This is a genomic window from Nocardia sp. NPDC004168, assembly GCF_040610355.1.
Taxonomy (GTDB): Bacteria; Actinomycetota; Actinomycetes; order Mycobacteriales; family Mycobacteriaceae; genus Nocardia; species Nocardia sichangensis.
The window spans coordinates 1-24,655 of sequence record NZ_JBEXME010000046.1 but is presented as its reverse complement, the minus strand read 5'-3'; the positions used below and the strand labels follow the sequence as shown (position 1 = coordinate 24,655).

Here is a 24,655-nt window from a genome sequence, read left to right as displayed (position 1 = left end):
AGGTTTGTTTTTCCGGTTCTGGTCGGTCTGCTGTCGGTCGCGGGCGGAGCGTCCTGGACTGATGGTGCTCGGGAACTATCGCAACGCCGCTTCGATCTGGCGTAGCTGACGTTGCCAACAAAGCGGGGGCGATTCATGACCGGCGAGTTCGTTGCCGACGGCCCGGCACTGACCGGTTTCCGGGAGCGCGCGAGCGCTCCTGAGGTAAGCCCGGCGCCGACTGCGCGGGACTGGATGTCGGCCACCAGGAGTGGTTGGGCGAACCGGTGTCTGCCGATGCTCATGGCGAATCAGAGCGGGTGGGTGCTGCGCAATACGTGTGCTGTGAGTGCGGTGTGGACGGGGGAGGAGGGCCCGAGCGGTGTCAGCGTAATCGCGGACCCGCCCGACGCCGAGGAGCTGGTACCGACCAGCCATTTCGGGTCTGGAATTCTGACCGGCACATCCCGATCGTGTTCCGTACCCCGCCGGGCTACGACCGGGCCGGCCAATTGGCCCAAGGACGGGCCTGTCCGCGCTCGAAGGACTGATCGAAACCGATTGAGGCGAGCGCGAGTTTCACCATGAACTGGAAGTTCACCCGGCCGATGACGCCGGTGTGCTTCGCTCTCGGCGAGCCGATTTGTCGTCGCACTCAACAGCAGCGGCCCCGAGCGATGGGTGGACGTCGTCGACATGTCCACGATGGCAGGATGCGCTGCACTGCAGCGAACCGCAGCAGCGATCCTCGAGTTCTGCGGCGAGTAGATTCGTTTTCCGATACCGCAGCATGGGTCGCTGCTGGTAGTTCAAGTTGTGGTTGGATCGCGCAGTGATCAACCGCAGGCCCTTCCCTGGCGCCAACTTGGCGCTGATTGTCGAGTTGACCTGCCGCAATGCGTGGGTGATGCACCTCTTGTGCCGACAAGAGAATTATGTCAAGTAGATGCTTCAACCTCGTCGCCCAGCTTCGTAATCGGCGACCCGCGGCCATCCGTTGAACTGTACCCCTCCACGAGAAGGGGTGTGACGGTTAGATGTGCGAACCATTAGTGACATCCGACGGCGAAGCGGGAATAATTGAGACCTGGCTTTGGGCAAGCTTGCTAGGAGCTGCGAACCTGATGGGGGTTGTGGTCCAAATACGCTGTCCTGCCGCACGCCCGTGCTGACTCGTGCAGGTCCGAATATGTGAGGATCCGAGGCAGGATGCGTGGAAGCCCGCCAGATACGACGCGGTGGGCGGCGTTTGGGAATCTGACGCTAACGGTCCGAGTTCTGCGGCGGACCATTACGGAAAGGTGCAATCAGATGAGCTACGACTACGTCACTGAAGAAGTCAAGGATGCGTCGGTGAAAGACGCAATTGCAGAGAAAAAGCGCACAGCGTCCCTTAGTGCCGCCAAGAGTTGGCATAAGAGCAGTTTCTATTCCGACATCAGCTATCTGGTCGATCTTGCGAATGCTGACCCTCCCTCGAAACCGGGAGAATTCCTCGCCGTTGCCGGGCAAAACGGATTCTGGGGATTGTATTACTACTGATGCTGGTCGGAGTGACTACTTACACTCGCCCTGGCGACGAAGCAATACCGACCGAGAGGAGTAGCCGGCACCGTTTGGGTTCCAGCCGAAAGGCCTGATGCTCAACGGGCGACGCGGCGGTGTAGGTGCCGATCTGCGCGGTCAGCGCGGCGTCCTCCGCAGCCGACATCGTCGAGATCACCCGCCGCTGAACTTGGCCCAGCGGCTTGATAGCAGCCGTGTACGCCTTCACGGCGGATGCGGTCGCGGGCAACCCGACTCGTTCGGCTGCGCTGCGGTCGGTGAGCACCGGGGTGAGTTCGGCTACCACCGGGAGCGGCGGGTCGCAGCGAGCATCCCGCGCAAACATCCGCACGACCCACCTGATCCATCGCCGGATCGGAGCGGCTGCCTGCACGATGTTTGCGGGTGTGCTCGCGCGCGGGTGGTTGGAGCCCATTGTTGAGTTCGCCGACGATGAGGTCTGCGCAGTCGGTGGCGGCCCGTGGGCCGGTGCCGGCGTGAGCAATTGCCCGAAGAGCATGGGTGTAGGAGGAGAGGATGGTGTCGAGGGCAGCGCCGGGATGGCCGCGGGGTGGCCGACGGGATGGAGGTGGAAAAGTCCGAGCACGCCGATGGGCAGCCCCATATCCCTGGCAGCCAGCCTTCGCCGCCCCTCGGAGGTGCTGCTAGTCCGCCTTGTACGGCGTATCCGTCAGCATTCGAACGAGCGCGTGGCTTGTGTCGGGATCGTTGCATTTGATCGCTTGCCCAACGCTCGTGCCATCTTCCGTATTATCTTCGATCAGAACCGCCCAGGTCAGCGTGCCGGCTCCGCCAGGTTCTACGTGATCAGGGTCGACTCTTTCAACCGTGTACTTACCCTCTGTTCCGGTATCGCTGTCCTGGTTGATCATAAGAGTGCCTGTACCCCAGTTCTGAAAGCGGATGCTGACACTGCAGGGGATCGGCGGTACACCCAGCGTGACGGCTCGATCTTCCCGTTGCGACAGTACGATCCACGGCCGCGTCGCTTCATCATCGGTGCCTGCAGCCACAGCATTCATACTGACAGGGGCGTCGGCGGTGTTATCGGCTGTGAAAATCCATTGTTGGCCGGAGCAGTTGAGTTCTATGAAAATACGGTGGACGCCATGGCCCTCGTCTTCAACGAACGCGGTCCCGGCTGGATCCTTTGTGTCTGTGCCGTCGAACACCTCGACGGGAGCGCCGGACAACTCGACCGATCGACCGCCCCCGGCTCGAACCGACATCGTCAGCGCTGACAAGCTCACCGGCCGCGCCGCCACCCGCACATGGAATGTGTCTCGTCCCACTGTGGTGAAGGCGAACTCGGCGGAGTCTCTTGCCGGTATGCTTCGAGGGGCGTTCCAGCCGTATGGAAATAGTTCGACAGCCATCAGAAATCTCCTACGTTGTCAAGCCGCCGGTCGGATGGCGGCATTCTCTGTCGAACCTGGGCCATGGCCGCCCACGCGTCCGGCAATGTCTTGCATCTAGTTCTTTCGGACAGTGCTTTCATGCTCACCAACGTCTGTTCTCATCGCGACTTTGGGGCCTCGGGATCGCGGTGCAGCGCCGACTACCGCAGGCGGAGCCGGCGAACCACGGTCAAGAATGAGCGATCAATTTGTGGCGGCAATACTCCCTCTCGCAAAGGCTATTCAAGCTGATGGGATCGCCGAGGAACGTGTTGCACTTCGGTTGCCCTGGGGGGCGTGAAATGCACGTATTGCACGGTCCCCACGGCTGCGGAGGTGCTTTCGGTTCCTCTCGCTCGATTTGGATTCGTCTGTGACCGTCGTCTTTGTCATTGCATTCGATTTTGTGGTCGAGCAATCCCACTTTGCCTTCCAGCGCTCGGAAGACGAGCTTCCCTTCCTCTCCGGGCTCGACAACGTCGGGCTCGACGGATTCGAGTGTGAATATGTCGCCCGGTAGTGGCTGGCCTGGACTCTGGGTAATTTTGAGCGTGGCGGTTCCGCAGTTGCGGAACCGAATCTCCGCGCTCTCTGGCGCAGGCTGAAATCCGTGCGATTTCAGGGTTATCTTTCCTTTGGGCAGATCGATCCATGGCCGTAGGGTGTCACTGTCGGGATCGTCGGTACCGGCGGCCGCGACACTGACGCTCGCGCTGGTGTGGGCGGAGTTTTCTACGAATAGCGTCCACTGTTGGTCCTGGACGTTGAAGGTGATCTCGATGTGGTAGACCCCGTTCCCCTCATCGATCAGGGAGGCGGTGCCTGCCGGCTGATCCGGGTCTTCGTTCTCGTCGAGCACGTCGACGGCGGCTCCGGCGCTCAACTCGAATAGTGCGCCCGCGCCGGCTTGTAGGGAAAGTGTCATCAGCTCGGGATCGACGTCACGCACCGCGGTCCGGATGTGGATTACTCCAATCGGTGATCTTGCGGGGAAGACGACCGAAATAGTGTCTCCAGCAGGTACCTCCTCGGGACTGCCCTGCCAGTCGTCGGGGAACAATATGAACAAGATATCCATCGCTGGTCTCCCTCGGTCTCGGGGGATCGTTGGGTCTTCGCGGCTACGATTCGATGCGGCAGCTCTACAGCGGATCCGAGCAATCCGTGTGTTTCGCCGGCGGTTCCATGGGGTGTACGGCGCCTCCTTCTATTCACCGAAATGAGTGTGTGGGTCATGCCCACAGTTCCGGCATCTTGTGGGGTCCCCCCAGATACCACCTGGTTCATAGTCGCGGCAGGTACACCCTGGAGCGCTGCATGTGTTGTGGTCCGTCGGGCCTGTGTCTACCAACACGACCGTGATCAGTGTGTGCTCAGGATTGGGGTCGTTGCACTGCAGCTGGTGGGTTATCACCGGTGGTCCGTGGGGGTATGCGATTGTTGGGAAGCCGATAACGCATTCCACCTCGAGGCTGCCCACAGCGCCCGGTTCCAACTGGGAGGGCAGGTCGCGTAGCACATACGGAGAGTCCGGGCCGCCGAGGTGTACTCCGATGGGCTCATCGATCCAGAGGGTGGTGGTACCCCGATTGACGACCGTAGCGGGTGGCCAGTTGGGGTTGATGAATCCGCGTTCGACTGCGAAGTGGAGCCAAGGCACCAACGTCGCGTGATCGGAATCGCCTGCGACCGCGTTGATCAACACTGAGAGTTGGTCGGTGTTTTCGATCGTCAGGGTCCAGTCGAGTCCGGTGCTGTTGGGTTGGATCTCGATGAGGTGCAGTCCGTTGTCCTCGGCGGTGATCGAAGCCTCCCCCGCTGGTTTCGGGTATCCTTTCTCGAACACGTCGACCCACTGCCCTTCCCCTAGTTCCACCGGTTCCCCCGCTCCGGCCTGTAGGCGGAATGTGAGGACGTCGCCCCGGTCAGGGCGCATCGCGACGCGGGCGAAGTGGGATCCGTCTTCGGCTGAGACGGTGAAGGTGAACCGAGCCGAATGTTGGCTTGCCAACTGGTGTATTGTGGTCCACCCGGTCGGGTAGAACTCAGTCGACATGGCTGATGTTTCTTGTGTCGAGTTGGCCGCTGGGGCCGATGGCGATGATGTCGGCGTAGATCAGCCGCGCCGGCCCGTCTACGGGCGATCCGGAATCTGGTGTGGGCGGGTAGCTTTCGGCTTCGGTGAGCACGATTCGACGGGGCCGTCCGCCGGCTTCGGGGACGTGGATGCTGAAGGTGTTGTTCAATTTGTCGCTCGCGGTGACCACGGTGATCCACCCTGGGCTGCCGATCACCTCCGAGGCGGGTTGCCCGGACGGCGGTTGGCCGGAATCGTCGTCGTAGACCTGCACTTCGGCGGTGACGACGCTGCGGTCGCGCGGCGCCACCGAGCCCACCCCGGTAAGCCGAAGATTCAACTGCTGATTTGCTGTATCCGGCGTGATCTCCAGCTGCCGATCGGGCAGCAATTGAATCGGCTCGGTGCGCGTCACCTCCGAAAGCGCCAGTTTCCTCGTGTCCGTGGTGCGGGCCTGGTAGCGGGCCAAAGCCAACTGGACGAACGGGCAGTACGCTCGACCCGGGTAGGGTGATAGGTCCACGTCGGCGTACCAGCGCCGGGCCGTGCTGTCGGGCTCCACCGGGTAGGCGACACCGGGGTGGCTGGGGCTCTGCGCAGTGTCGGCGGTGAAGGTCACAGGTGCGGCGAGGTGTTGCGCCATCAGTAACGTCGGGATGGCGCTACCCAGCCACACCGGGTCACGGCCGACGAAGCTACGGTCAGGGGGGACTTCGACGCCCGTCGTGGATGTCGGACTGATCAGGATGGCCAGCATCTCTTCGGCGCCGCTCACGTACCACGGTGGTTGCAGATACACCCGTATACGCCCACCGCGGCGCAGCCGACGCACCTTGCCGTCGGCCGTGACGTCGGTCGACCAGTGGAAGGAAGGCACGCAGTGCGAGACGTCGGGCGCCGGAGGGCGCGTGGTGCTCGGCACATCCACCTTGAATGGGGCGACCACCCGGCACGCCGCGGCCGATGCGCCGGGGTAGCAGTCTTCGAAACGCGACACCGCGGTCACCGTGTAGGTGATTTTGCGGCGGCGGGTGTCGGCGAACTCGTGCCTGATGACCGGTAAAGCCTTGCCGCGCAGCGTTTGCTCGACGGTGAAGCTACCCAGCGCGACGGTGCGAGTCGTGCCGCCGGGGCCTAGGCCAGGGGTCTGGTCGGGGTCCGTCCAGGCGGCGCTGATTTCCAGACGACCAGTACTCGGGATGTGCACCTTGAGTCCCGAGGTAACCAGCACGGCGTCGGTGCCCGCCGTGGTGCGGCGCGCGTCCAAGTTTCCGGTCGGTGCGGCGAGCGGCTTCTGTACCGCGTGCACCAAAGTGAGTTCGCGAGACGGGGTCACCAACGCGTTCCCGCTTTCGGCGATGCCGCGCGCCACGTCGTCCTCGGCAAGCCCGCCACTGATCCAGCTCGCCACGCCGAACTTGCCGACGTCCGCCGGCTTCATCGTCGAGAGGATGTTCAATGTGAGCTGCTCTGCGCGGCCCAGCTCCACTCTGACAACCCTGTGGTCCGCTGACGTTGTTGCCTTGCAACCGGACTCGACGGCCACGAGATCCAACCGGATGGCGGCCCGGTCGGGCCACGGCGCCCAGGCGGGCCGGGTGGGGATGCCGTGAATGGCAGGCAGCGGATCGCCGTCGGGATCCGGCGGACGACGTTTCACCGCGATGACCACGCGCTGGGCGCCCGGATCGGGCAGCCATGGAGCGTTCATCGTGTCGCTGGGGACCACGACGTAGCGAGCTTCTCCGCTTCCCTCTAGGCGTGCGCCTGGGATATCTGTCGCCGTCTTATCCGCGCGCGTGGCGATCGCGAAGAATTCGTCGATTTGCTGGTCGGTGACGTGCGGGCCCAGCGCCGCATCGAAGACGGAATGCTGCAGCGCCAATTCCAGCGAGGCGGACGGACAGACCAGGTGACGGCGTGCGGTGGCGCGAGTGTCGTCGACGACCATCCTGTCCAGCGCCTCGCCGGCGGCCAGATTGGCGCCCGGGAGGACTTCCGGCGGTGGGATGGGTTCGAATCGCTGGTGTGTGAATTCCAGTGACTGTGCGTTGTCCGCAGGCAGCAGTTCGCTCGGTCCGAGACCGCCGCCGGCGAGGTCGGCGATGCGCACGCGCATGCGGTACGTGCGGCCGAACCGCAGTCGTGGCAGGCTGCCCGGCTCGACTTTGTCGCTGGCTCGGAAGGGCGGATCAGCCGGCGTGGGCGGCATCGAGTCGCCGGTAGGCACCGTGCGGCCGGGCCGCTGCACGGCCAGGCTGTATCCGTCCCATCGCGCGACCAGTTCATGGACGTACAACCCGTCGTGCGGACCGCCACCGGTGGTCAGCGCGTCAGGGCGAATATAGCCTTCCTCCAATACCTCTGAGCCCAGGGGTTGCCCGCCGACGGTGTAGCTCACACGACGCTGACATGTGGACAACCACGTGCCGACGTCCTGGATGTCGATGCGGTAGCCGCCCACCAGGTCTCCGGCCAGCAGGGGCTGCGCAAGCAGATCCGACGAGGTTGCCGCGCTGCGACTCATCCGTTCGCGCATGGCGCTCGCACGGCCCCGGTCGACCAGCGCCACACCTGCCGACCGCAGGGCCGGCAGATTTCCTGCCACAGCTCGGGCGTCGCGGCGATCGGCGCGACCCCCACCCACCATGCGCAGCGCGGCACCGTCGATGTCGAACGCCAATGATTCGAAGCGGGATCCGGCCTCCTCACCGAGTCCGGCGCTTCCGATCGCCAACACTCCGTCGGCGATCGGGCTGCCGGTGGAGTCGGGGACGAAGCGCGTACCGGTCACGACGTATGCGGTAGACGGTGAGAGGTCCGGCCGAGTGGGATCGTCCGCAAGGCCGGTATTCGTCCACCCCGACGGTTCGGCGGTCGACCACATCGGGCGGACGCTGAGAAGCTTCTGCCCGTTGAGCACGCTCGCGTCGATACCGAAGTCCAGTAGCAGACCCAGCGCCCGCAGCAGAACTGGATGGTCAGCTAATTGCGCCACAGTAGTGTGGAATTCGCGCTGCTCCTCGGCCGCGGCCAGGCGCGGCTCCAACGGCGTCACGTCGCGATCACGCCGGTAGAAGGCGAAAGCTTGATCGAGCGCCGAGGACAACACTCTCCTGTGGTCCTCGGTATCGTCGGTGGCCAGGCTGCCCTGCCATTCCGCCGTCGCATCGGCCAAGGCACGGTGCAGTTGCTCGTCGCTGCCGGGCGCCGAATACCGGGCATAGGCTCTGCCCGTAGCGCTATAGGCGTTCCGAACTTCCGTCACCGCCGCCGCCGCCGGGAAGACATGGATGGGCCTGCCGGCATAGGACACGGCCCGATACGGCCTCACGGTCATATTCGCGCCGAACACCGCGGCCCACGCCGATAGCTGTTGCTGGAGGCTGAAGCCGGGCGGAATGCGGTGCACCTCAACGGGATCCACCGCAGCGCTGCCGCAGGTGAACGTGAAGCCGGTGCTGTCCAGCCACTTCGGCCATGTGTCCAGCCCGAAGCTTTTCAATGTCAGCGGTGCGCCACTCGGCCCGAACAGGCGCGGGGTGAGCAGCACTGACACCACACCCACCTGTCGGCCCAGGTGTGGGATGATGTGGCCCGCCGGGATTGCGGTCCAGACGAACTGTCGACTCAGTACGGCGGCAGGCTCCATGTCATTCTCCCGCGAACGCCCGGCAGTATGTCCGCCAGGGATAGGAAGTTCCCACTGGACCCAGCGTGGCCGCCACGGACGACGCCGGTGGCGCAGCGATGGCGGCTCGCTCCGGCGCCAGCATGTCGGGGCCGGCGAAGCTCTTGCGGCAGGTGAGTTCAAAGCTTGCCGACCACAATGTCAGGTCGATGACGACAACGAGTTTGGCGGATCCTTCCAGCCTGTTCGGGGTGTAGGTGAGGCTGAGAGTGAGTTCCACGGCCACCCTGGCCAGCCCGAGCAGGTCGATGCTGCCACCGATGCGCAGGTATCCGGTGATACTGACGCGACGGTCGTAGACGAACACGATCCCACCGAAGACATGGACTTCGGCTGCCACTATGGCGAAGTCCACCGCGACACTGGCGCCGAACTCGATGCCTCCTACCAACTTGGTCAATCCATCTGGTTGACCACCGGCAGCCACTGCCAGCTCGAGGTAACCGCCGCCACCAAGGCCCGACACCGTGACCAGGAACGGCCGCTGCCGGGTAGCGAATTTGAAATCGATGGTGAGTGGCTTGTTGACGAAAGACAGCGTGACACCGGCCTCGATCGCCAGGTTCGTCAAGCTGAAAACTCCGACCGAGACGGCAGGCACGGCCGCCACATAGCGCACGGCGACCGCTGTCGGCAGAACCGAAACTTGTGGTTCAGCACCGGATTTCAACATGAAAGATTGCAGCGTCCGAACGAAGCGCAAGGCGCCGTCGAGGCTGACTCTACGCACGTCGACCGTGACGGTGGGTTGTGCAGTCGGCCCAGCCGACCGGCTTGTGAAGGCTACTTCGTACAGCTCGATGACCACGACCTGTCGTGCGCGATCGGGAATGTTCAGCGAGAAGTCCGTCACACGGCCCTTGGTCTCATCCGGGCCCGCGTCAAGGCTCAGCGTCGAGGTGGGGCCCGGTACGAACGGGTCGACCGGTTTGGCCGCCGCGCCGGACAGCTGTTGTGTCCACTGCAGCCGGGGCGCCCCATTGCGCCAGCTGATGGCTGGTTGATCGGTGACCGCCTGGATCAGATTGTTCAATTTGATGACACCGAACAGGGTCGCGTCGTCGCTGAACAACGCGGCAGGGCTCGGATAAGGCTTACCGGACGGAGGCTTGACGATCGGTCCGCGGTCGCGGGCGACACCGTTCACGGCGGGCATGCTGGGCGTGGCTACCGCACCGGTGGCAGCGCCAGCCTCGGCGAAGTCGATCTTCGGGGTGTCCACAAGGTCGAGCAAGACGGTCGCATTGGGATTGCTCAATACCTGTGCGCTCAACGTTGCGCGGATTTCTCCCGGCGCCTTGGCGCCGATCAGCTTCTGCAGAGCAGGAAGTGCCACCTTCAGCTGGGAAAGTTTCGGGTGGGTGCCGTTGGGTGCCTGGCCGATGCCGAACTCGGCGGTGAGCACATGCTGAATGGAGTCGCTCACCGGCTCATAGCCGTTGGCGCCGGGAGTCACCAGCAGCGGGATAGCGCGGTCGATGCGCGCCGCCGGTCGTCCCGGCACGTTCGGGGGTCCTTGCTTGTACTCGTCGTCCAATTTCTGGGATCCTGCCGGAGTCCCGTCGGTCACAAACAGCAGGGGCAACGTGGCCTCGACGGTCTCCCGCCCTGACTGCAGGATCAGTGCGAAGTCGATCGGGTCGCCGTGTTGTTGCGGCCAGAACATCTGTTTGCCCTCAGGCGGGCCGTCGACTTCCCATGTCAGCTGGCCGGCGAAGCTTACCTGCTGGAATGGGAACGCCCGCTCGTGGTTACCGCCCGCACCGCCGCCGAAGTCGCGCACCGGCTCGGTGATGACCAACGTATGCTTCTCCTGCAGCGCGGCGGGGTGACTGGTCTGTTCGCCGAGCATGTCGGGTCTGAAGACCCGCTCGAACGTCTCGATATGCACCACACGGTGCCCGAATGGGAACAGTCGCCCGCTTTTGACGACGCGCACGTAGTAGTCGCGACCCATCGCAGCGCGGTGGCTCCATTTGAGTTCCGGAGTGCCGCCGAACTCGGCGGTCAGTGAGAACCAGGCACCCAGACTACTGAGGATCAGCCGGTTCGCGGTGACCGGCAGTTGGGCTGCTCTCTCGACTATCAAGTCGACCGTCTCGTTGTCCGCATCCAACGGCGTTTTCTGGAATGTGTTCTGGCGGTGTAGGGCGCGGAACGGGCGCAGGGATACCACCGGGCCTCCGGCTCGGTTGAGGATCTGGCAGTGCCACAAGCCAGTAACGCCGCCTGTGCTTTTCACCGGCAGCGGTGCCGGGGCGCACCGACCTCCCGAGGGCAGCGCCATCAGCAACCGCCACGGCAGTTCCAGCACCGAACCAGAATCCGGTTGACCCTCTGGTGGCCGGAGTTCACGAGCGGTCATCGCGTCGAGCACACCTTGCACAGACAGGGGTACGACCGTGCCTGGAGCAATTTCGAACCGCAGCCGCGACGGGCCGGCGGAGCGTGCTTGACTGCTCTCGCTGGCTTCTTCGGCCATGTGCTGCGGAGGGAAATTGACATCCAGACGGGCGTCTTTTCCCGCGATGAGTTCCGGCGCGCCGTGCCCGTTCACGCCGCGTCGGAAACCGCTGTCTCGTATGTGGACATGCAGCAGGTCGTCGGGCCGCAGCAGCGTGTACCCGGCGAGGGGGCCTGCCCAGGCATCCACCAGCTGCCACGGCGACCAGGCGCGTGGGTCATGCAGGTCCCCGAGCGCGGAATCGTAGCGGCGATGCATCAGACCGGCAGGCGCCCAGAGGGCGAAAATGTCTGTGCGTGTACTACTGGTGGCCGCGGCGGCGAGTATGTCCTGCCGATCACCGTCGGAGGTGATGATGCCGCCCATGTCCCGCCACAGTGCGGTCGCAACTGTTCGGATCCACAGGCGCTGCTCTCGGCCCGGGGCCAGAATCAGTTGATTCGCCGACGCCGCGAACGTGTCCGAGAATGGACGATCACCCAGGGGAAGACCATCCAGATCGGAAGGGGCTCCCCAGGAGCCGGTGTATCGCCAACGGCGATACCGGCTTCCGGGTGGATTGGCTGGATTCGTAGCGTACAGTTCGAATCCGCCCGAAATGGGCATCGTGCGCAGCCGTCGCGAAGGTCCGCCTTGCATCTGTATACGCGCATTGTCTTTGATTCGCCAATGCACGACCCCAGCGCCGACGGTATAGACGATATGGAGGTCGTCGGGGTTCGTCGCTGCCGTAGCAAACCCGGATGTCACGCTGTTGTCGGGGAGAGTGCGAGATGCCCAACCCGAGGTCCAGGCACCGCCAGCGAATCGCTGGTGGTAAACGTTCGCTCCGGAACGGGTGAACAACTCGATGCGATCCGTGCCCGAGGAAGTGACGCTGAGCCAGTCGGCCGAGGGTGCCGCCGCGCCCGGTATCGGCGGCCGACCGAGCCGTACCCAGCTACTCCAGATGAGTTGAGAGGTTGCGTTATCAGCACGGCCGGGGCGATGCCAAACTACGCCCTGCTCATCACCCACAAACAAGTCGACCGTCCCCGGCTTGCGACAGCAAGCAGCCAGTCCGTTGATCGTATGCTTGATCATGAGCCCACCGCTCTCATAATCGCCCCTGCGGCTATCTTACAGCAACAGTGTGGATCGGTGTATGCCCGCAGCATTGAGTATTCGACTACTCGAATTCGCGATCACGCCCCACGCGGCGATCCAGGCCATCGCGCCCTCCCCGCTGCTGCGCCGCGCTGGCGGCAGGCGGAAAGCCATCGCCATCGACTTCTTCCTGGCCGTCGACGTTCAGGCCGATTCGGCCCACGTTCAGCTCAAGAAGCCATGCCTCGAGCGACGAAAGAATCCTACCGCGTCGGCATGTCGAGAGATGTACGTCGAACTCAATTGTGGGTGAGCGCCGCCACCTGAGTACCCGTCTACTCAAGTCCGGAATGGCAAAAGAGTGGCAAATCGAGTAACAGTGTCGCCACCACTGTCGGCACCAGGTGGACGTGCCTTCGCGCGGGGTGGCGGGTCAGTTCTGGTATGCCTTGACTGCGGCGACGGCGAGGTTGCGGGTTTCGGCGCAGCCGGGCCCACTGACCTTTACCGCCTCGATGCGGTCTTCGGGTGTACCGTCCCAGCCTCTGGTCGGAACGGCTGAGCGACACCGACGTAGGCGCGTCCGGCTGGTCGGAAGCCTCCAACGCATCATGCGCATCCTGCCCGACAACGCACCCGCCACCTACGACCCGACCCGCCTTACCGGCCACGCCGAGCAAACGCTCCTCACCATGCTCACCGCCACACCGGCCGCCCACAGTGACCTGCAGACATGGGCGAGCCACGCATACACGCTCGCCGAGCCCCTGGAACGCTTCTTCGACGGGGTGCTGTGCTCGTCATGGCTGATGATCCCGCCGACCGCGCGGCCCGCCTCGGACTGCTCGCCACGGTGTTGCACCGAGCGCCCGCCGGGCTTGACTGGCGAGCGGTCCACCGCCTGTGCGGGTAGGGCGACCTGCCCGGGCGTACGACGCTACCCGCCCGCAGCATACCCAGACGACGCGAGTTTGCTCGGCCTTTGCGTGAATGCTTGTCCCCGCATTTCGTGCCCTACGACATGGTGACGAGCTCTAGGCCTGGAGTGTCATGACGCTTTCCGAAGAACCACTGCGGCTCCAGGACATTCCACAGGCGAGCAGCCGGGTCGGAGCGAATCGGTGACTCGATGGGTGACACCGGTCCGAGATAGACCCTCCTCGGTCGACGTCTGGCCGCAACCGGGAGTGTCAATCGGCTGGAACGGGGAGGTCAGGGCAGAGGGTGATGTAGTCGATGTCCGGCGATACCCATCGGTTCCAATCCCGGTGACTCATGTTCGTGGAGAGCTTATTGCAGAGTTCGTCGGGCCAGGTCGAGGGAGCTGGCCAGATCCAGTAACCGTCGACTCCGCTGGTGACGATCACCCGGTTGTCGGCGCTGACCTCGACGGAGTAGATCTGGAGCAGCGGGCCGTGAAGCGATCCGCCGATTGCTCGTCCGGACTCGGTGTCCCACAGCCGGATCGTCTGATAACTGCTGGAGACGATGTAGCGGCTGTCGCGCGTGAAGGCAACTTGGTAGGAGCCGATCTCCGGAACCTTCATCAGCTCGCCGATCGGCGCGCCGGTCTCGGCGTCTCGCCGTAGTAGACCAGCTACACCGCCGGTGACGATATACCGTCCGTCCGGACTGACTGCCGCGGAGGTGAAGCCGTTTTGAATTCCGCTGTCCTGCACGGCAATCGGCAGCCGCGTGTGTATATCCCAGGTGCGCAGTGAATCCGAGCTGGCTGAGATAACTCGGCGGCTGTCCGGGCTGAACAGCACAGTGCTCGCTGAGTACTGGTGACCGCGCAGTGGTGCTCCGATCATGGAGCCGGTATCGATGTCCCACAGCAGGATCGAGTGGTCGTCGCATGCGCCCGCGACCACGCGGCTGTCGGGGCTGATGTCGAAGGTCACCATCTTGCCGGGACAGCCGCCGAGTTGTTGCCGCAGTGGTTGCCCGGTTCCGGAGTCCCACACGCGTAGGGCCGTCGCGGACATGGACACCGCACGGCGGCCATCGGGGCTGAATAGCACCCGCAGGATGCTGTCATCATGCTTGACATCGCTGTTGCCGATCGATTGGCGGGTGGCGGTATCCCACAGCAGGACCCGACCACGGTCGTTCCCGGACGCGACCCGGTGGCCGTCGGGGCTCAGCGCGACGCTCCCGATGGGGTCTCCGCGGGGATCCTGCTGCGCCCCGGGGGCGATCATCTCCTGGTAGGCGCCGGTCGTGGGATCCAGGAGAAAAACGCTCCCTTCATAGGCGCCCAGCACGGCATGTCGGCTGTCACTGCCGTAGGCGAAGGATTGTGGGCGAACTTGTCGACCGTCAGGGGCGTATCGGCCGGGTGGGTCCAACAGGCTGTGCCCGGGTGAGGCACTGGACGCGAAGTTCCACAGGCGCAATGTTCCGTCGATGCCGGCGGAAAGGATTCGAGCGGTGCCGGGGACGAAGGACGCACTCACGACCGCGCCTCCGTGGCCGACCATCGGTTCGCCGATGGGGTCTTGATTCGACGAATCCCACACTCGCACAGTCCGATCTGTGCCAGCGGACACGATCACTGTGCCGTGTGGACTGTAGGCGACGCTTTCCACTCCACCGGTGTGTCCCGACATCGGTTTGCCGATAGCGGCCCGGGTATGGGCGTCCCATTGCTGCATGGCCGGGATGCCCTCGGGCAGATACGGCGCGTACAGCGGAGATTTGCCCAACCCTCCGGTGCCGGTGACAAAGCGTGTGCCGTCGGGGCTGAACGCGACGCTTTCCACGGGCTGCTGGGTGGGGACCGGATCGCCGATGAGCAGACCGGTGGTGGCGTTCCACATCCGCAGTCGACCGTTGTGTTCTTCGATTTTGGCCGTCATGGAACCCGTAATGATCTCCTGTCCGTCCGGACTGATCGTGACATTGCGAACGATTTCATGGCCGATCGAGGTCATCTCGCTGACCGGACGCCGCGACGACAGGTCCCAGAGCTGGAACACGCCTTCCACTGAATCCAGTGCATCTACACCGACGAATCCGGCCACCGCAACGCGACGACCGTCAGCGCTCACGGCGATGCGATACGCGGACCGAAATACGCTCAGCGGATCCCCTGCCAATCGCCCGGTGTCAGCATCCCAGGATTCGACAAGTCCGCCCGCGTCGTTGGCGCCCGCGGTGACGAGGCGGCGGCCGTCTGGGCTGAAGACGATATCGGCCAGTTCGTCCTGCCCGGTGTCGATCGAATACAGCCGACGCGACGAGTCGAGGTCCCACAGCTGGATGAAGATCTTCTGGCGCCCGGGCGCAGGTTCTTGCTGCAGGACCGCGACGCGGTGCCCGTCGGGACTGAGGGCGCTGCGGATGATGGTATGTCCGGTGTCGAAGATCCGGTAAGTGGTCGACAGACTGTCGAGCGTTGTCAGTTGCACACCTGGATCGGCGGTCATCGCCAATCGTTGGGCCGCCAGCGTCTGCATGATCGCCCGCAGGTCCTCGCGATTGCTGCCCGCTGCGAGCAGCGACTGAACCTCGGCCCCGAGCCTGGCCGAGGTCGCCTCACGAAATCGGGCGGCGACCTCGTGTTGACCGATAACGCTGCGGACCAGGGCGAAGGCGGCGACCATCGCCACGATGACGGTCACAGCGAGCACGGCGCGCAGAGTACGAGCGCGTTTGCGCAGGACCTCGGCGTGTGCTCGCGCCGTCTGCAACTCAGCCTGTCTGCGTTCGTCCTCGGCGCGGGCCTGGGCCTGTTCGCGGCGATGCGAGGCACGCAGAAAAGCGGCGGCAGGGCGCAGGCGGTGCCCGAACTCGGGGGTGTCGGCGAGGTGTTGCGCCGAGGCCAGCCGTAATCCCTCGAACAGCCAGCCCTCGTCGCGGTCGTGCTGTTCCCAGGCCGTCGCCGCCCGCTCGACGCTGTCGGCCTCCTTGAGATCCTCGGCTTGCTCGCGCAACCAACCGGCCAGTGAACCCCATTGGCGGAAAAGGCTCTCTGTCGCCACCTCGACAACCGTTTCGCCGCCGAGTTCGTCCTTGACCAGTAGTCGTCGAGCGACGAACGCGTCGAGCAACGGACGGGCATCGGCGGGTAACTCCGCCCAGCGGGCCATCCGCCGCAGCGGCTGGTCGGTGTGCGGGTCGATGGTTGCGAGCCAGGGAATGAACGCGCTTCGCAACGTGGACAGTTCGATCCGGCGGGCCGCCTCGTCGCCCGACAGCAATGTGTCGATCTCGCTTTGAACGACCCGGTGCATGCCTCCCATCGCGTGGTAATCGGCCAGGGAGAGTTCGCCGGTGTCGCCGTAGTCGCGGTAGAGCCGCGACAGGGTCAAGGCGAGCAGTGGGAGCGTGTCGGCGCCATCGCTTGCATCGGCCAACAGCGCCTCGACGAAATCGGGTGAAAGTCGAACCGGCTGTCCCGCCGCCGTGGCGCGCGCCGCCGGACCTGTGATGACTTCCTTGAACTGTGTCGCGGGCATCGGCTTGAGGTCGCTGAACTCACGAGCTCGGAGTCCGATGAGCTGCGGTGCGGTCTGCATCGGCTCGTAGCGATCGGAGCGAATGGTCACCATCACGACCATCGACAGGCCCGCGGTGCCGATCAGCTCCGCCAGCAGTACCAACAAGCCGCTCGCCTCGGTTCCGGCATCGGGTGCGAAGAGTTCTTCGGACTGATCGATGGGCACAACGAGCATCGGGGCATCAAGGGAATCAGCTGCCGCGGCACGTGTTTGAGCCTCTCGCAGCCACCCTGCGACGGTGCTCGGCACGGGCTGCACGCAGGATGCTTTGATCTCGCCGAGCGTCGGCGAGCGCATCCCGAGCCCACTGCGCACTTGATGGATCGACACGGCCAGACCGTGGTCGCCGGTCAGAGCGGCGCGTTCGGGTCGCACGACACCACACACCAGGAAACTCGCGGTGTCTCGTCGCAACCTGGGCAGGAGCCCGGCGCGCATGAACGAGGACTTGCCCGTTCCGGAAGGACCGAGCACCACGAACAGATTTTCGGTGCCGGAGTGCCGGATGCCGCGCAGAACATCCATCGCACGCAGGATAGCGGTGTCCCGGCCGAAGAAGACCGCGGCATCCGCCTCCTGCATCGGCTCCCAGCCCCGGTACGGCGCGCGGCGAGGCTCATCGGTCGGCGGCCACGGAAAGTGCTCCGCGCTGATCCCCGCGTCGCGCAATCCTCGAGCCAAGAGATCGAGCCCAACCTCGTCGAGCCCACCATCATCGGTGTACAGGTTGCAGAACTGCCACTCACGCGCGATCGTGCCGCCGGCGCGCGGGTTCAACCGTGCGCAGAAGATGCGCTTATCCAAGGCCTCGGCGAGTCGGAATTCCGTGGCGCACTCGTGCGAGGCCTCCCAAGCGGGAGAGATGAGGCAGATGACCGCCTCACAACGATCGACCGCACGCGCCAGCTGCTCCTTCCACCGGACTCCAGGTGGGATCCCGCTGTGTGGATCGACGTCGAGGAAGATCTCGCCGTCGAGCCCTGGGTCGTGTTCGATCAGCCACTCACGCACCGCGATCGCCTGTTCCCGGTCTCGACTGGAGTAGCTCATGAATACCCGGTACATCCCCACCACCACGAGTCGGCCGAAAACTCAGCGTCTCCATTGTGGCGTCAGTGGCCGAAAGGGCAACTCGGCTTCCGGAGACCCTCACGAAGAGAAGGCCCGAAAATACCTGGGATCTGTACTACCGACAGCGGCCCGAGGGATGTTCGCGCCCTCAACGGGACATGCCAGCGAGGTGCGCGGTACCACGCAGAGCCCTGGTAGCCGCTACTCTCCCACCTCCGGACGCTGCCCGCGGGCTCGAACACGGGCACCGCGCTGACCGGCCGGCCACGACGTGACCTTACTCGGCCTGCCGCACGGCCAGCCCGCGGCCATCACCGCCGACTTGCCCGAATCCACGGTGCCCACCGACTGCGGCGACTTCCGGCTCACCGAACCGAACGCCCGGGAGCTTCATCGCTGAGCCATCCACCAGCCGCCCCCCTTGCTAGCCGCGTATCCCTTCGCGGACAGCTGCATGGAAGAAACTCTGCCGCTGATTCGTGAACCCAGCGACGAAGGCTTCCGGTTGAGAGGGTGTTCTGAGCACCGACAGAACCCCATTCCCGACCGATCGAACCGCCCACCCGTGTCAGCGCCTCCGCTTTTGACCGACTAACTACGCAAATTTTGCGGATCTGCGGTGTCCGGACCATCTCAGGGGCCCTAAAAGAACGCATCCTCCGCAAATTTGCAGAGGATGCGTGACAAAACGTGTCCGGAGGGGGAGTGGACCACAGCGCACACGTGCTTCGTCGACGACAGATCCTGCCCCTGGCGTGAGGGCCAGACGGCGGTGTCTTTCCGTCGGAATGGTGGGCCGCCGACAACCGCCCGGCACAGAAGGTGGTCGGAACTGAAAACCGGATTTGCTGCTATTCGAAGACTTCCGCGTGCCACCAGCGATCGGAATCGCTGAACCAGGGGCCGACCCGGTCCGCGTCGAGGACCCGTAATTCCTTCAGATCGATGTTGTACCTGCGGTAGAGCGCTACGAGCTCGCGCAACCCGTCTTCATCGACCGCATCGAGATCTACGGTGAGGTACAAGGTGCGCACCCGTCCTTGGTAGGACTCGATGCAGGAGATCTTGTCGAGCCACCCGAAAAACGCCGCCTCGTCTTGCGGGGAGTAGTAGGTGACGCCGGTGGCCTCGATGACCACGGTGCCGGTGCTGTTCATCGAGACTTCCCGCCTGGGTACACGTTCGTATAACCACCTTTATTCTCTTCCACGTCCCAGTGCGGGCCGCCGTGCGCTGTCGAGCCTTGACCGGTTGGCACCCACACACGCCCATACGCGTCGAGCCAGCCGGACCCCTCACCCGCCGCGGGACTATCTCGCTAAAGGTGTTTCCGGCGGTTTCTCTCAGTAGGTTCGGGCGTCGGGCCAGCGGTCGGCGAAGGTGATCGCGAACGCGTCGACCGCGGGCTTCCAGCGCATCGTCCATCGTGCCCGACCGGCGCCGGTCGGGTCGAGCGAACGAGTCACCAGATACAGGCATTTCAGCGCGGCTTGCTCGGTGGGGAAATGCCCTCGCGCCTTGATCGCACGCCGGTAGCGGGCGTTGAGCGACTCGATCGCGTTCGTCGAGCAGATCACCCGCCTGATCTCGATGTCGTAGGCGAGGAACGGGATGAACTCCTCCCATGCGTTGTTCCACAGGCGGATGATGGCCCCGTATTTCGAGCCCCAGCGTTCGGTCAGCTCATCGAGCGCTGCCCGGGCCGCATCGGCGTTGACCGCGGTATAGATCGGTTTCACATCCCGTTTCCGCGCGTCCCAGTGCTGGCGTCCGGCCAGCCGAAAGGTGTGGCGGATCAAGTGGATGATGCAGGTCTGCACCGTGGCCAGCGGCCACACATTTCCCACCACCTCCGGCAGGCCTTTGAGCCCGTCGCAGACGAGGAAGAAGACGTCTTTGACCCCGCGGTTACGGATCTCGGTGAGCACGCTGAGCCAGAACTTCGCGCCCTCACCACCGCTGCCGGCCCACAGGCCGAGGATGTCTTTCTCCCCGGTCACGGTGACCCCGATCGCGGCATAGATCGGCCGGTTGGCGACCTGACCGTCGCGCACCTTCACCACCAGCGCGTCGATGAAGATCGCGACATACACCTCGTCCAGCGGCCGGCTCGACCATTCCTGCATCTCCGCGACGACTTTGTCGGTGATCCGCGAGACCGTCTCCTTGGACACCGACGCGCCGTAGATCTCGGCGAAATGCGCCGAAATCTCCCCGGTTGTTAGGCCTTTCGCATACAACGACAGCACGATCTCATCGACCCCGGTCAACCGGCGCTGCCGCTTGCGCACGATCTGCGGTTGAAAGCTGCCATCCCGGTCGCGGGGCACCTCGATCGGCACCGGCCCGGTCGTCTCGGTCAGCACCGTCTTCGACCTGGTCCCATTACGCACATTCACCGATTCCCGGCCCTCGGGCGCCTGGTTGGGTTCGTATCCCAGGTGCTCGGTCATCTCCTCGTTCAGCGCGGTCTCGAGGACGGTCTTGGTGAACTGCTGCAGCAACCCGTCGGGCCCGGTCAGAGACAAGCCCTGCTGTTTGGCCATCCGCACCAACTCCGCTGCTGCCAGCTGTTCGGCCGAGGCCTCGGCCTTCTTCTTCGCCCCGGCATCAAGTGTCGTCATCACGGCACCTTCCCGCTGACCATCCAGTCAGCGAATCAGGCCGGAAACACCCATAAATCCACAGTCCCCGTGGTCGTGGCAGAAACTGCTCCACAACCACCCGTGTGCGTAGTGTCTGTGTCCGGAGGGGGACACATGCGCTAACCACAGAGATCGACCTGCGGAAAGGCTAGGAATGGACCGCTCCGGCGGGCGTGGCCTGCTTGTCTTCGTTGGTCCCGGGGGTGGATTCTGCGTCGGTGTTCGAACCACATCCAGTGGACGACCACTGACGCCGGCGAGGCGATGGGCGGCTGGCCGGAGTCCTCAGCTGAGCTGTTCGGCGAATGCGACGATGATGCCTTCGGGGCTGCATGCATAACAGAGCCGATGGCTGTCCTCGTACTGCTCGAGCTCGCCGATCGGGTCGGCGCCGTGGGTATGCAGGCAAGCGAGGGTTCCGTTGGCGAACATGATGCGAGGTATATCGAGCACGGTGGCGTGTTCGTCATGGTAAGCGGCTTTGACGCCGAACTCGCAGAGCGCGGCGTCGCCGCGTGACACACCAGGCGGTGCTCCCCAGCCGGTTCGGCGACGACTTCACCATCCGCGGGAACCCAAACCGCGGCGGCTGTTCGGCATGCCTGGCAGGTTCCAGAATGCGGCGCCTGCCGGCGAGAGGGTCCGGCAGGTGGTCGACTGGCAGCGTCGGCTCGGCGTGCAGCTTCGGCACGTTCTGGTCTTCTCGGCTCGCGGTCATGTGCATCGAGGCGTGGTTGGCACCGGTTCCAATAGATACGTCGAAGAGCCCGTACATCTCAACGAGCTGTTGCGAGGCCGTTGGTGGCGCAAAGTGCCGTTCCGCGTCGACGGCGTAAAAGTTGCGGGGAATCTGGCCCGAGGTGATCTTGTCCCCCCGGGGTGACCACGGACTTTGGAGGCAGGTTGGGCGGGGCCGTGGCGCTGACGGACAAGTGGCCGGTGCTGGCTCGGCATGAGCAGGCTGGTTGCAGGCGTACCTCACTCGATCCGCACCGCCGCCGCGACGAAGTTGCCATCGGTTGGTGTTTGCATTCGACAGCAGGTGTCCTCGACGGTCGAACGGTTTCAGCGAGGTTAGTTGCCGAGCAGACTGAGGCCGCCGGTGTCTTATTGAGCTGGTGGGCAGTTCTCTGTCCTACTTGGTGGGGGTGTGAAGTCGCTCGGCCATTTGGTTGTGTCGTTGTGGCAGACGTTGACCAAGTCCTCACTGGTTAGGTTTGCGCCGGTCAGGTCAGCGCCGGCCAAGTTCACGTTGTGCAGAGGCGAGAGTGATATGTTCGCGCCATCCGCGCGGACGACGTGGGTGAAGTGCACATCGCGCAGCGATGCACCAGACAGGTTCGTACCCTTGAGGCCCACCCGGTCCAAGGTCGCGCGCGTCAGATTGGCACCGGACAGATCGGCGTAGTTCAGGCCCGAACGCATGAGAGTCGCGCCGCTTAGTTCCGCTCCCCTCAGATTCGCGCGGTTCAGGTTCACGACGTCCATTTCGGTGTCCCTCAAAGATACTGTGCTGCCCTGTCCCCAGTCCGAAAGATCAAGATGAGAGAGGTGCGCTCCGGTGAGGTTCGACTGGAACAGGGAAACGCGGGTCAGTTTTACATCGAACAAGAGAGCGCCGGATAGGTCCACGCGGTCTAGACGGGCACCGGTCAGGTCCGCGGAGTCAAGGTTCGCCTCGGCCAGGACCGCGCCAGAGAAGTCTGCGTCGACGAGCCGGAGGCCTGCCAGGTTCTGGCCCTTGAGATCGAGTGCCGCGAAGGGGCGTGCCTGCACTTCGGGCGAGGACCGTTCGCGGACGAAACGGAGGTTCTCCAGCCGTTCTGCGTTCTTGACTTGCCGGTTTGCTATCTCACGGTCGCGGGAGGATCGGCTGTCGTCGACAAGCTTTTGTCCCCATAAAGACCCACCAGCGACAAGCAGTCCCACCAACATCGCGATGAGCCCGTCGCGGACCCACCACGGAGGCTCCGGCCGGGCGAGCGGGAGTACATCCGGCGAACCCTCAGCTACGGTGCCAGAGTTCACAGCGTCGGAAGGTTTTGCAGGTCCACGATTGGTTTGTGTGCGCGTCCCTGCGACTAGTCGTCGGCGCTGACGTCCCTGTCGAACGTGTGCTGCACGGGTAATCATCGCCTAATGATGCCGTAGGGGCCAACCCCAGGAGACGGTTTACCACCGGGGACCAGCACAAATGGTTCGGAGACGCCGTAGAGGCCGGAATGCACGGTACCTCGCTCGTCGTGGACATCAGGTGCTTCGGGGACGCCCAGAGGGTGCGGCGAGATCGCATCGTCCGAGAAGTCCGAGCCGACACGGGGCGAGGAACATATTTGAGAGAGCCGGCGCCTAGGGTCCGTCCTCAAAGTTGGCGTGGTTGATGTGGTGTGATTCTCGGTTGTGGTGCGTCGGCACGAGTTGACCGAAGAACAGTGGCGGGTGATCGAGCCGCTGCTGCCGGTGTCCGGAGCAAAAGGTCGTCCGCGTGTGGATGACCGCCGGGTGATCAACGGCATGTTGTACAAGGCCAAGACCAGGGTCGCGTGGCGGGACCTGCCCGAACGTTACGGGCCGTGGAAACGGTCTACAACCGGTTTCGGCGGTGGTCGCGCAACGGCACCCTGGGCATGCTCGTAGCGAAGGTACGTGTGGTCGCCGAGGCTGTCGCCGAACTCGATCGAGAGGTGTCGCTGGATTCGACGATCGTGCGTGCCCACCAGCATTCCGCTGGCGGGCGTGCACGTGTGGTTCACACAGGGGGACAACGGATCCGGCAGCGAACACACCGAGCCAGTTGATCATGCTATCGGTCGTTCCCGTGGCGGGACGACCACCAAGATCCATCTGGCTTGCGACGGGCGCGGACGCGTGCTGAGCATGGTGCTGACCGCGGGCAATGTCAACGACTGCACCATATTCACCCAAGTCCTGGCCCGTATCCGGATGCCACGTCCGGGTCGGGGCCGGCCATGGACGAGGCCGCGGCGGGTGCTGGCCGACAAGGGCTACTCGACTCGCGCGATCCGCGCGCACCTTCGGCAGCGAGGGATCACCGCCACGATCCCCGAACGCAGCGATCAACCGCAGAGCCGCCGATGCCGGGCACCTCAACGCCATGACCAACCTCGGGAACCTATTCGCTGAGCAGGGGCAAGTAGCAGAGGCGGAGGCCTGGTACCGCAGGGCCGCCGCCGGGCACCTCGAGGCAATGTTCAACCTGGGGGGTCCTGCACGTCGTGGAGGAGGCTGAAGCGGAGGAGGAGGAGATCTGGTGGCGCAGAGCCGCCGATGGTGGACACCTCGGTGCAATGTCCAATCTGGCAGCCCTTCTCGAATGGCAGGACCGTGCCGCGGAGGCGGAGATCTGGTACCGCAAGGCCACCGAACAGGCAGACGAGTAACCGTGAGTGTGGGGTGGGGATACACCCCACCCCACACTCGCCACCGGGTGATTTCGCGTCCGAATAGAGTCGGCGACCGCATGTCACTCGTAGCCGTCAGTGGCGGTGATTTCGCATTGTCTGGCGGCGCAGTCGATGTCGAGGGTATGCCCTGGTCCGGGCCACAGAGTGCGAGCGTGGCGCCGCCATACTTCTTGCCCTTCTGCGTAGGCGGACTTCACCGGGGAGTATCAGCACGCGAGTCGTGGCAGTGCGTGCTCTTGACCGGGTCGTCCCCCCTCACAGCCCTGTTCGACGGGCAGATCGGACTCTTCTGCAGGACTATCTCATTCGATGGCGACATCCCCGCCTGGGCATCCTTGAGTTCACCGATCAACAAACGGCTGTCGCGTTTGTCGCGTCCGGCTGAGTACTGGATCAGGCACAATTTTCGTGATGCTGGCGGTCGGGTTTGCTCAGTCGCTCCACAGGATTCGCTTTCGGAGTAGATCCGGTTTTGCTCGGCCGAACATCTGGCGTTTGATCATCTTGATCCGTTGACGTGTCCCTCGACCGGTCCGCTGCTCCAGGGCAGCGTCAAACCCGCAGTGACAGCGTCGAAGTCGCGACGCAGGCCGCGGCCATCAGCCCCTACCGAGACCAACTCCTGCCCACCTCCCGCCCACCCGACGTCGTCTGAGTGCCTGTGTATGAACTGATCATTTCGGGATCGGGTGGGTTGTGAGGCGGGCGAGTCGGCGCCGCATGACCAGGGTCATGGCCCACAGGACCAT

The 24,655-nt window shown here is 64.2% G+C and carries 16 protein-coding genes and 3 pseudogenes; 7 read left to right on the top strand and 12 right to left on the bottom strand.

The window, feature by feature from the left end; translation table 11 throughout:
• The first annotated feature begins 135 nt into the window (after positions 1 to 135).
• From ABZW96_RS35565 to ABZW96_RS35555, 3 genes are all read left to right on the top strand, one after another.
• Complete coding sequence (locus ABZW96_RS35565) at positions 136 to 567, top strand: DUF6065 family protein (RefSeq protein ID WP_355081024.1); 432 nt, start codon at positions 136 to 138, stop codon at positions 565 to 567.
• Positions 540 to 815, top strand: coding sequence for a DUF6065 family protein (locus tag ABZW96_RS35560; RefSeq protein WP_355081026.1), 276 nt, complete (start codon positions 540 to 542; stop codon positions 813 to 815). The genes ABZW96_RS35565 and ABZW96_RS35560 overlap by 28 nt, the downstream gene beginning before the upstream one ends.
• Positions 816 to 1,290: 475 nt before the next feature.
• A complete protein-coding gene (locus ABZW96_RS35555; RefSeq protein WP_355081022.1) occupies positions 1,291 to 1,521 on the top strand; it encodes a hypothetical protein in 231 nt (76 codons plus the stop codon).
• 19 nt (positions 1,522 to 1,540) lie between these two features.
• On the opposite strand, the gene ABZW96_RS35550 is transcribed toward ABZW96_RS35555, so the two are convergent.
• From ABZW96_RS35550 to ABZW96_RS35525, 6 genes are all read right to left on the bottom strand, one after another.
• The gene (locus ABZW96_RS35550; RefSeq protein ID WP_355081020.1) at positions 1,541 to 1,810 is read right to left on the bottom strand and encodes a hypothetical protein; all 270 of its coding nucleotides are present in this window, start codon (positions 1,808 to 1,810) and stop codon (positions 1,541 to 1,543) included.
• A 379-nt stretch (positions 1,811 to 2,189) separates the two neighbouring features.
• Positions 2,190 to 2,921 carry a hypothetical protein gene (locus ABZW96_RS35545; RefSeq protein ID WP_355081019.1) on the bottom strand — a complete coding sequence of 244 codons (732 nt, stop codon included), beginning with the start codon at positions 2,919 to 2,921 and terminating at the stop codon, positions 2,190 to 2,192.
• A gap of 211 nt (positions 2,922 to 3,132) precedes the next feature.
• Entirely contained in the window at positions 3,133 to 4,020 is an 888-nt protein-coding gene (locus tag ABZW96_RS35540) for a hypothetical protein (RefSeq protein WP_355081017.1), read from the bottom strand.
• A 129-nt stretch (positions 4,021 to 4,149) separates the two neighbouring features.
• Positions 4,150 to 4,998 (bottom strand): hypothetical protein, encoded by an 849-nt coding sequence (locus ABZW96_RS35535; RefSeq protein ID WP_355081015.1) that lies wholly within the window; start codon positions 4,996 to 4,998, stop codon positions 4,150 to 4,152.
• Positions 4,988 to 8,671: a hypothetical protein gene (locus ABZW96_RS35530; RefSeq protein WP_355081013.1), complete on the bottom strand. Its 3,684-nt coding sequence runs from the start codon at positions 8,669 to 8,671 to the stop codon at positions 4,988 to 4,990. Before ABZW96_RS35530 ends, ABZW96_RS35535 begins: the two co-directional genes overlap by 11 nt.
• A 1-nt stretch (position 8,672) precedes the next feature.
• The gene (locus ABZW96_RS35525; RefSeq protein ID WP_355081011.1) at positions 8,673 to 12,257 is read right to left on the bottom strand and encodes a hypothetical protein; all 3,585 of its coding nucleotides are present in this window, start codon (positions 12,255 to 12,257) and stop codon (positions 8,673 to 8,675) included.
• 61 nt (positions 12,258 to 12,318) lie between these two features.
• Here ABZW96_RS35525 and ABZW96_RS35520 point away from each other — a divergent pair, with 61 nt between their 5' ends.
• Entirely contained in the window at positions 12,319 to 12,573 is a 255-nt protein-coding gene (locus tag ABZW96_RS35520; RefSeq protein ID WP_355081009.1) for a hypothetical protein, read from the top strand.
• 877 nt (positions 12,574 to 13,450) lie between these two features.
• On the opposite strand, the gene ABZW96_RS35515 is transcribed toward ABZW96_RS35520, so the two are convergent.
• A complete protein-coding gene (locus ABZW96_RS35515) occupies positions 13,451 to 17,815 on the bottom strand; it encodes a TIR domain-containing protein (protein ID WP_355081007.1) in 4,365 nt (1,454 codons plus the stop codon).
• A gap of 280 nt (positions 17,816 to 18,095) precedes the next feature.
• Here ABZW96_RS35515 and ABZW96_RS35510 point away from each other — a divergent pair.
• Positions 18,096 to 18,209: pseudogene (locus ABZW96_RS35510) on the top strand (N-acetyl-gamma-glutamyl-phosphate reductase); the annotation flags it as partial.
• A gap of 478 nt (positions 18,210 to 18,687) precedes the next feature.
• Here ABZW96_RS35510 and ABZW96_RS35505 read toward each other — a convergent pair.
• The 5 genes and pseudogenes from ABZW96_RS35505 to ABZW96_RS35485 form a co-directional block, all read right to left on the bottom strand.
• On the bottom strand, positions 18,688 to 18,993 hold the full coding sequence (locus tag ABZW96_RS35505; RefSeq protein WP_355081005.1) for a hypothetical protein: 306 nt from the start codon (positions 18,991 to 18,993) through the stop codon (positions 18,688 to 18,690).
• Positions 18,990 to 19,148, bottom strand: a pseudogene (locus tag ABZW96_RS35500) (polymorphic toxin type 37 domain-containing protein); the annotation flags it as partial. The pseudogene ABZW96_RS35500 and the gene ABZW96_RS35505, both read right to left, overlap by 4 nt.
• 31 nt (positions 19,149 to 19,179) lie before the next feature.
• The gene (locus ABZW96_RS35495; RefSeq protein WP_355081003.1) at positions 19,180 to 20,460 is read right to left on the bottom strand and encodes an IS256 family transposase; all 1,281 of its coding nucleotides are present in this window, start codon (positions 20,458 to 20,460) and stop codon (positions 19,180 to 19,182) included.
• A gap of 306 nt (positions 20,461 to 20,766) precedes the next feature.
• Positions 20,767 to 21,003 carry a hypothetical protein gene (locus ABZW96_RS35490; RefSeq protein WP_355081001.1) on the bottom strand — a complete coding sequence of 79 codons (237 nt, stop codon included), beginning with the start codon at positions 21,001 to 21,003 and terminating at the stop codon, positions 20,767 to 20,769.
• 585 nt (positions 21,004 to 21,588) lie between these two features.
• A complete protein-coding gene (locus tag ABZW96_RS35485) occupies positions 21,589 to 22,509 on the bottom strand; it encodes a pentapeptide repeat-containing protein (protein ID WP_355081000.1) in 921 nt (306 codons plus the stop codon).
• A 372-nt stretch (positions 22,510 to 22,881) separates the two neighbouring features.
• Between ABZW96_RS35485 and ABZW96_RS35480 the strand changes: the two are divergent.
• Positions 22,882 to 23,625, top strand: a pseudogene (locus tag ABZW96_RS35480) (IS5 family transposase).
• A 92-nt stretch (positions 23,626 to 23,717) separates the two neighbouring features.
• A complete protein-coding gene (locus ABZW96_RS35475; RefSeq protein WP_355080998.1) occupies positions 23,718 to 23,882 on the top strand; it encodes a hypothetical protein in 165 nt (54 codons plus the stop codon).
• Positions 23,883 to 24,655 lie beyond the last annotated feature (773 nt).

What these genes read in the sequence shown, in the direction of transcription:
- ABZW96_RS35540 (WP_355081017.1), bottom strand. Translation starts at nt 4,020, where the DNA reads ATGGATATCTTGTTCATATTGTTCCCCGACGACTGGCAGGGCAGTCCC.
- ABZW96_RS35530 (WP_355081013.1), bottom strand. Translation starts at nt 8,671, where the DNA reads ATGGAGCCTGCCGCCGTACTGAGTCGACAGTTCGTCTGGACCGCAATC.
- ABZW96_RS35555 (WP_355081022.1), top strand. Translation starts at nt 1,291, where the DNA reads ATGAGCTACGACTACGTCACTGAAGAAGTCAAGGATGCGTCGGTGAAA.
- ABZW96_RS35505 (WP_355081005.1), bottom strand. Translation starts at nt 18,993, where the DNA reads ATGAACAGCACCGGCACCGTGGTCATCGAGGCCACCGGCGTCACCTAC.
- ABZW96_RS35535 (WP_355081015.1), bottom strand. Translation starts at nt 4,998, where the DNA reads ATGTCGACTGAGTTCTACCCGACCGGGTGGACCACAATACACCAGTTG.
- ABZW96_RS35565 (WP_355081024.1), top strand. Translation starts at nt 136, where the DNA reads ATGACCGGCGAGTTCGTTGCCGACGGCCCGGCACTGACCGGTTTCCGG.
- ABZW96_RS35545 (WP_355081019.1), bottom strand. Translation starts at nt 2,921, where the DNA reads ATGGCTGTCGAACTATTTCCATACGGCTGGAACGCCCCTCGAAGCATA.
- ABZW96_RS35515 (WP_355081007.1), bottom strand. Translation starts at nt 17,815, where the DNA reads ATGAGCTACTCCAGTCGAGACCGGGAACAGGCGATCGCGGTGCGTGAG.
- ABZW96_RS35525 (WP_355081011.1), bottom strand. Translation starts at nt 12,257, where the DNA reads ATGATCAAGCATACGATCAACGGACTGGCTGCTTGCTGTCGCAAGCCG.
- ABZW96_RS35495 (WP_355081003.1), bottom strand. Translation starts at nt 20,460, where the DNA reads ATGACGACACTTGATGCCGGGGCGAAGAAGAAGGCCGAGGCCTCGGCC.
- ABZW96_RS35520 (WP_355081009.1), top strand. Translation starts at nt 12,319, where the DNA reads ATGCCCGCAGCATTGAGTATTCGACTACTCGAATTCGCGATCACGCCC.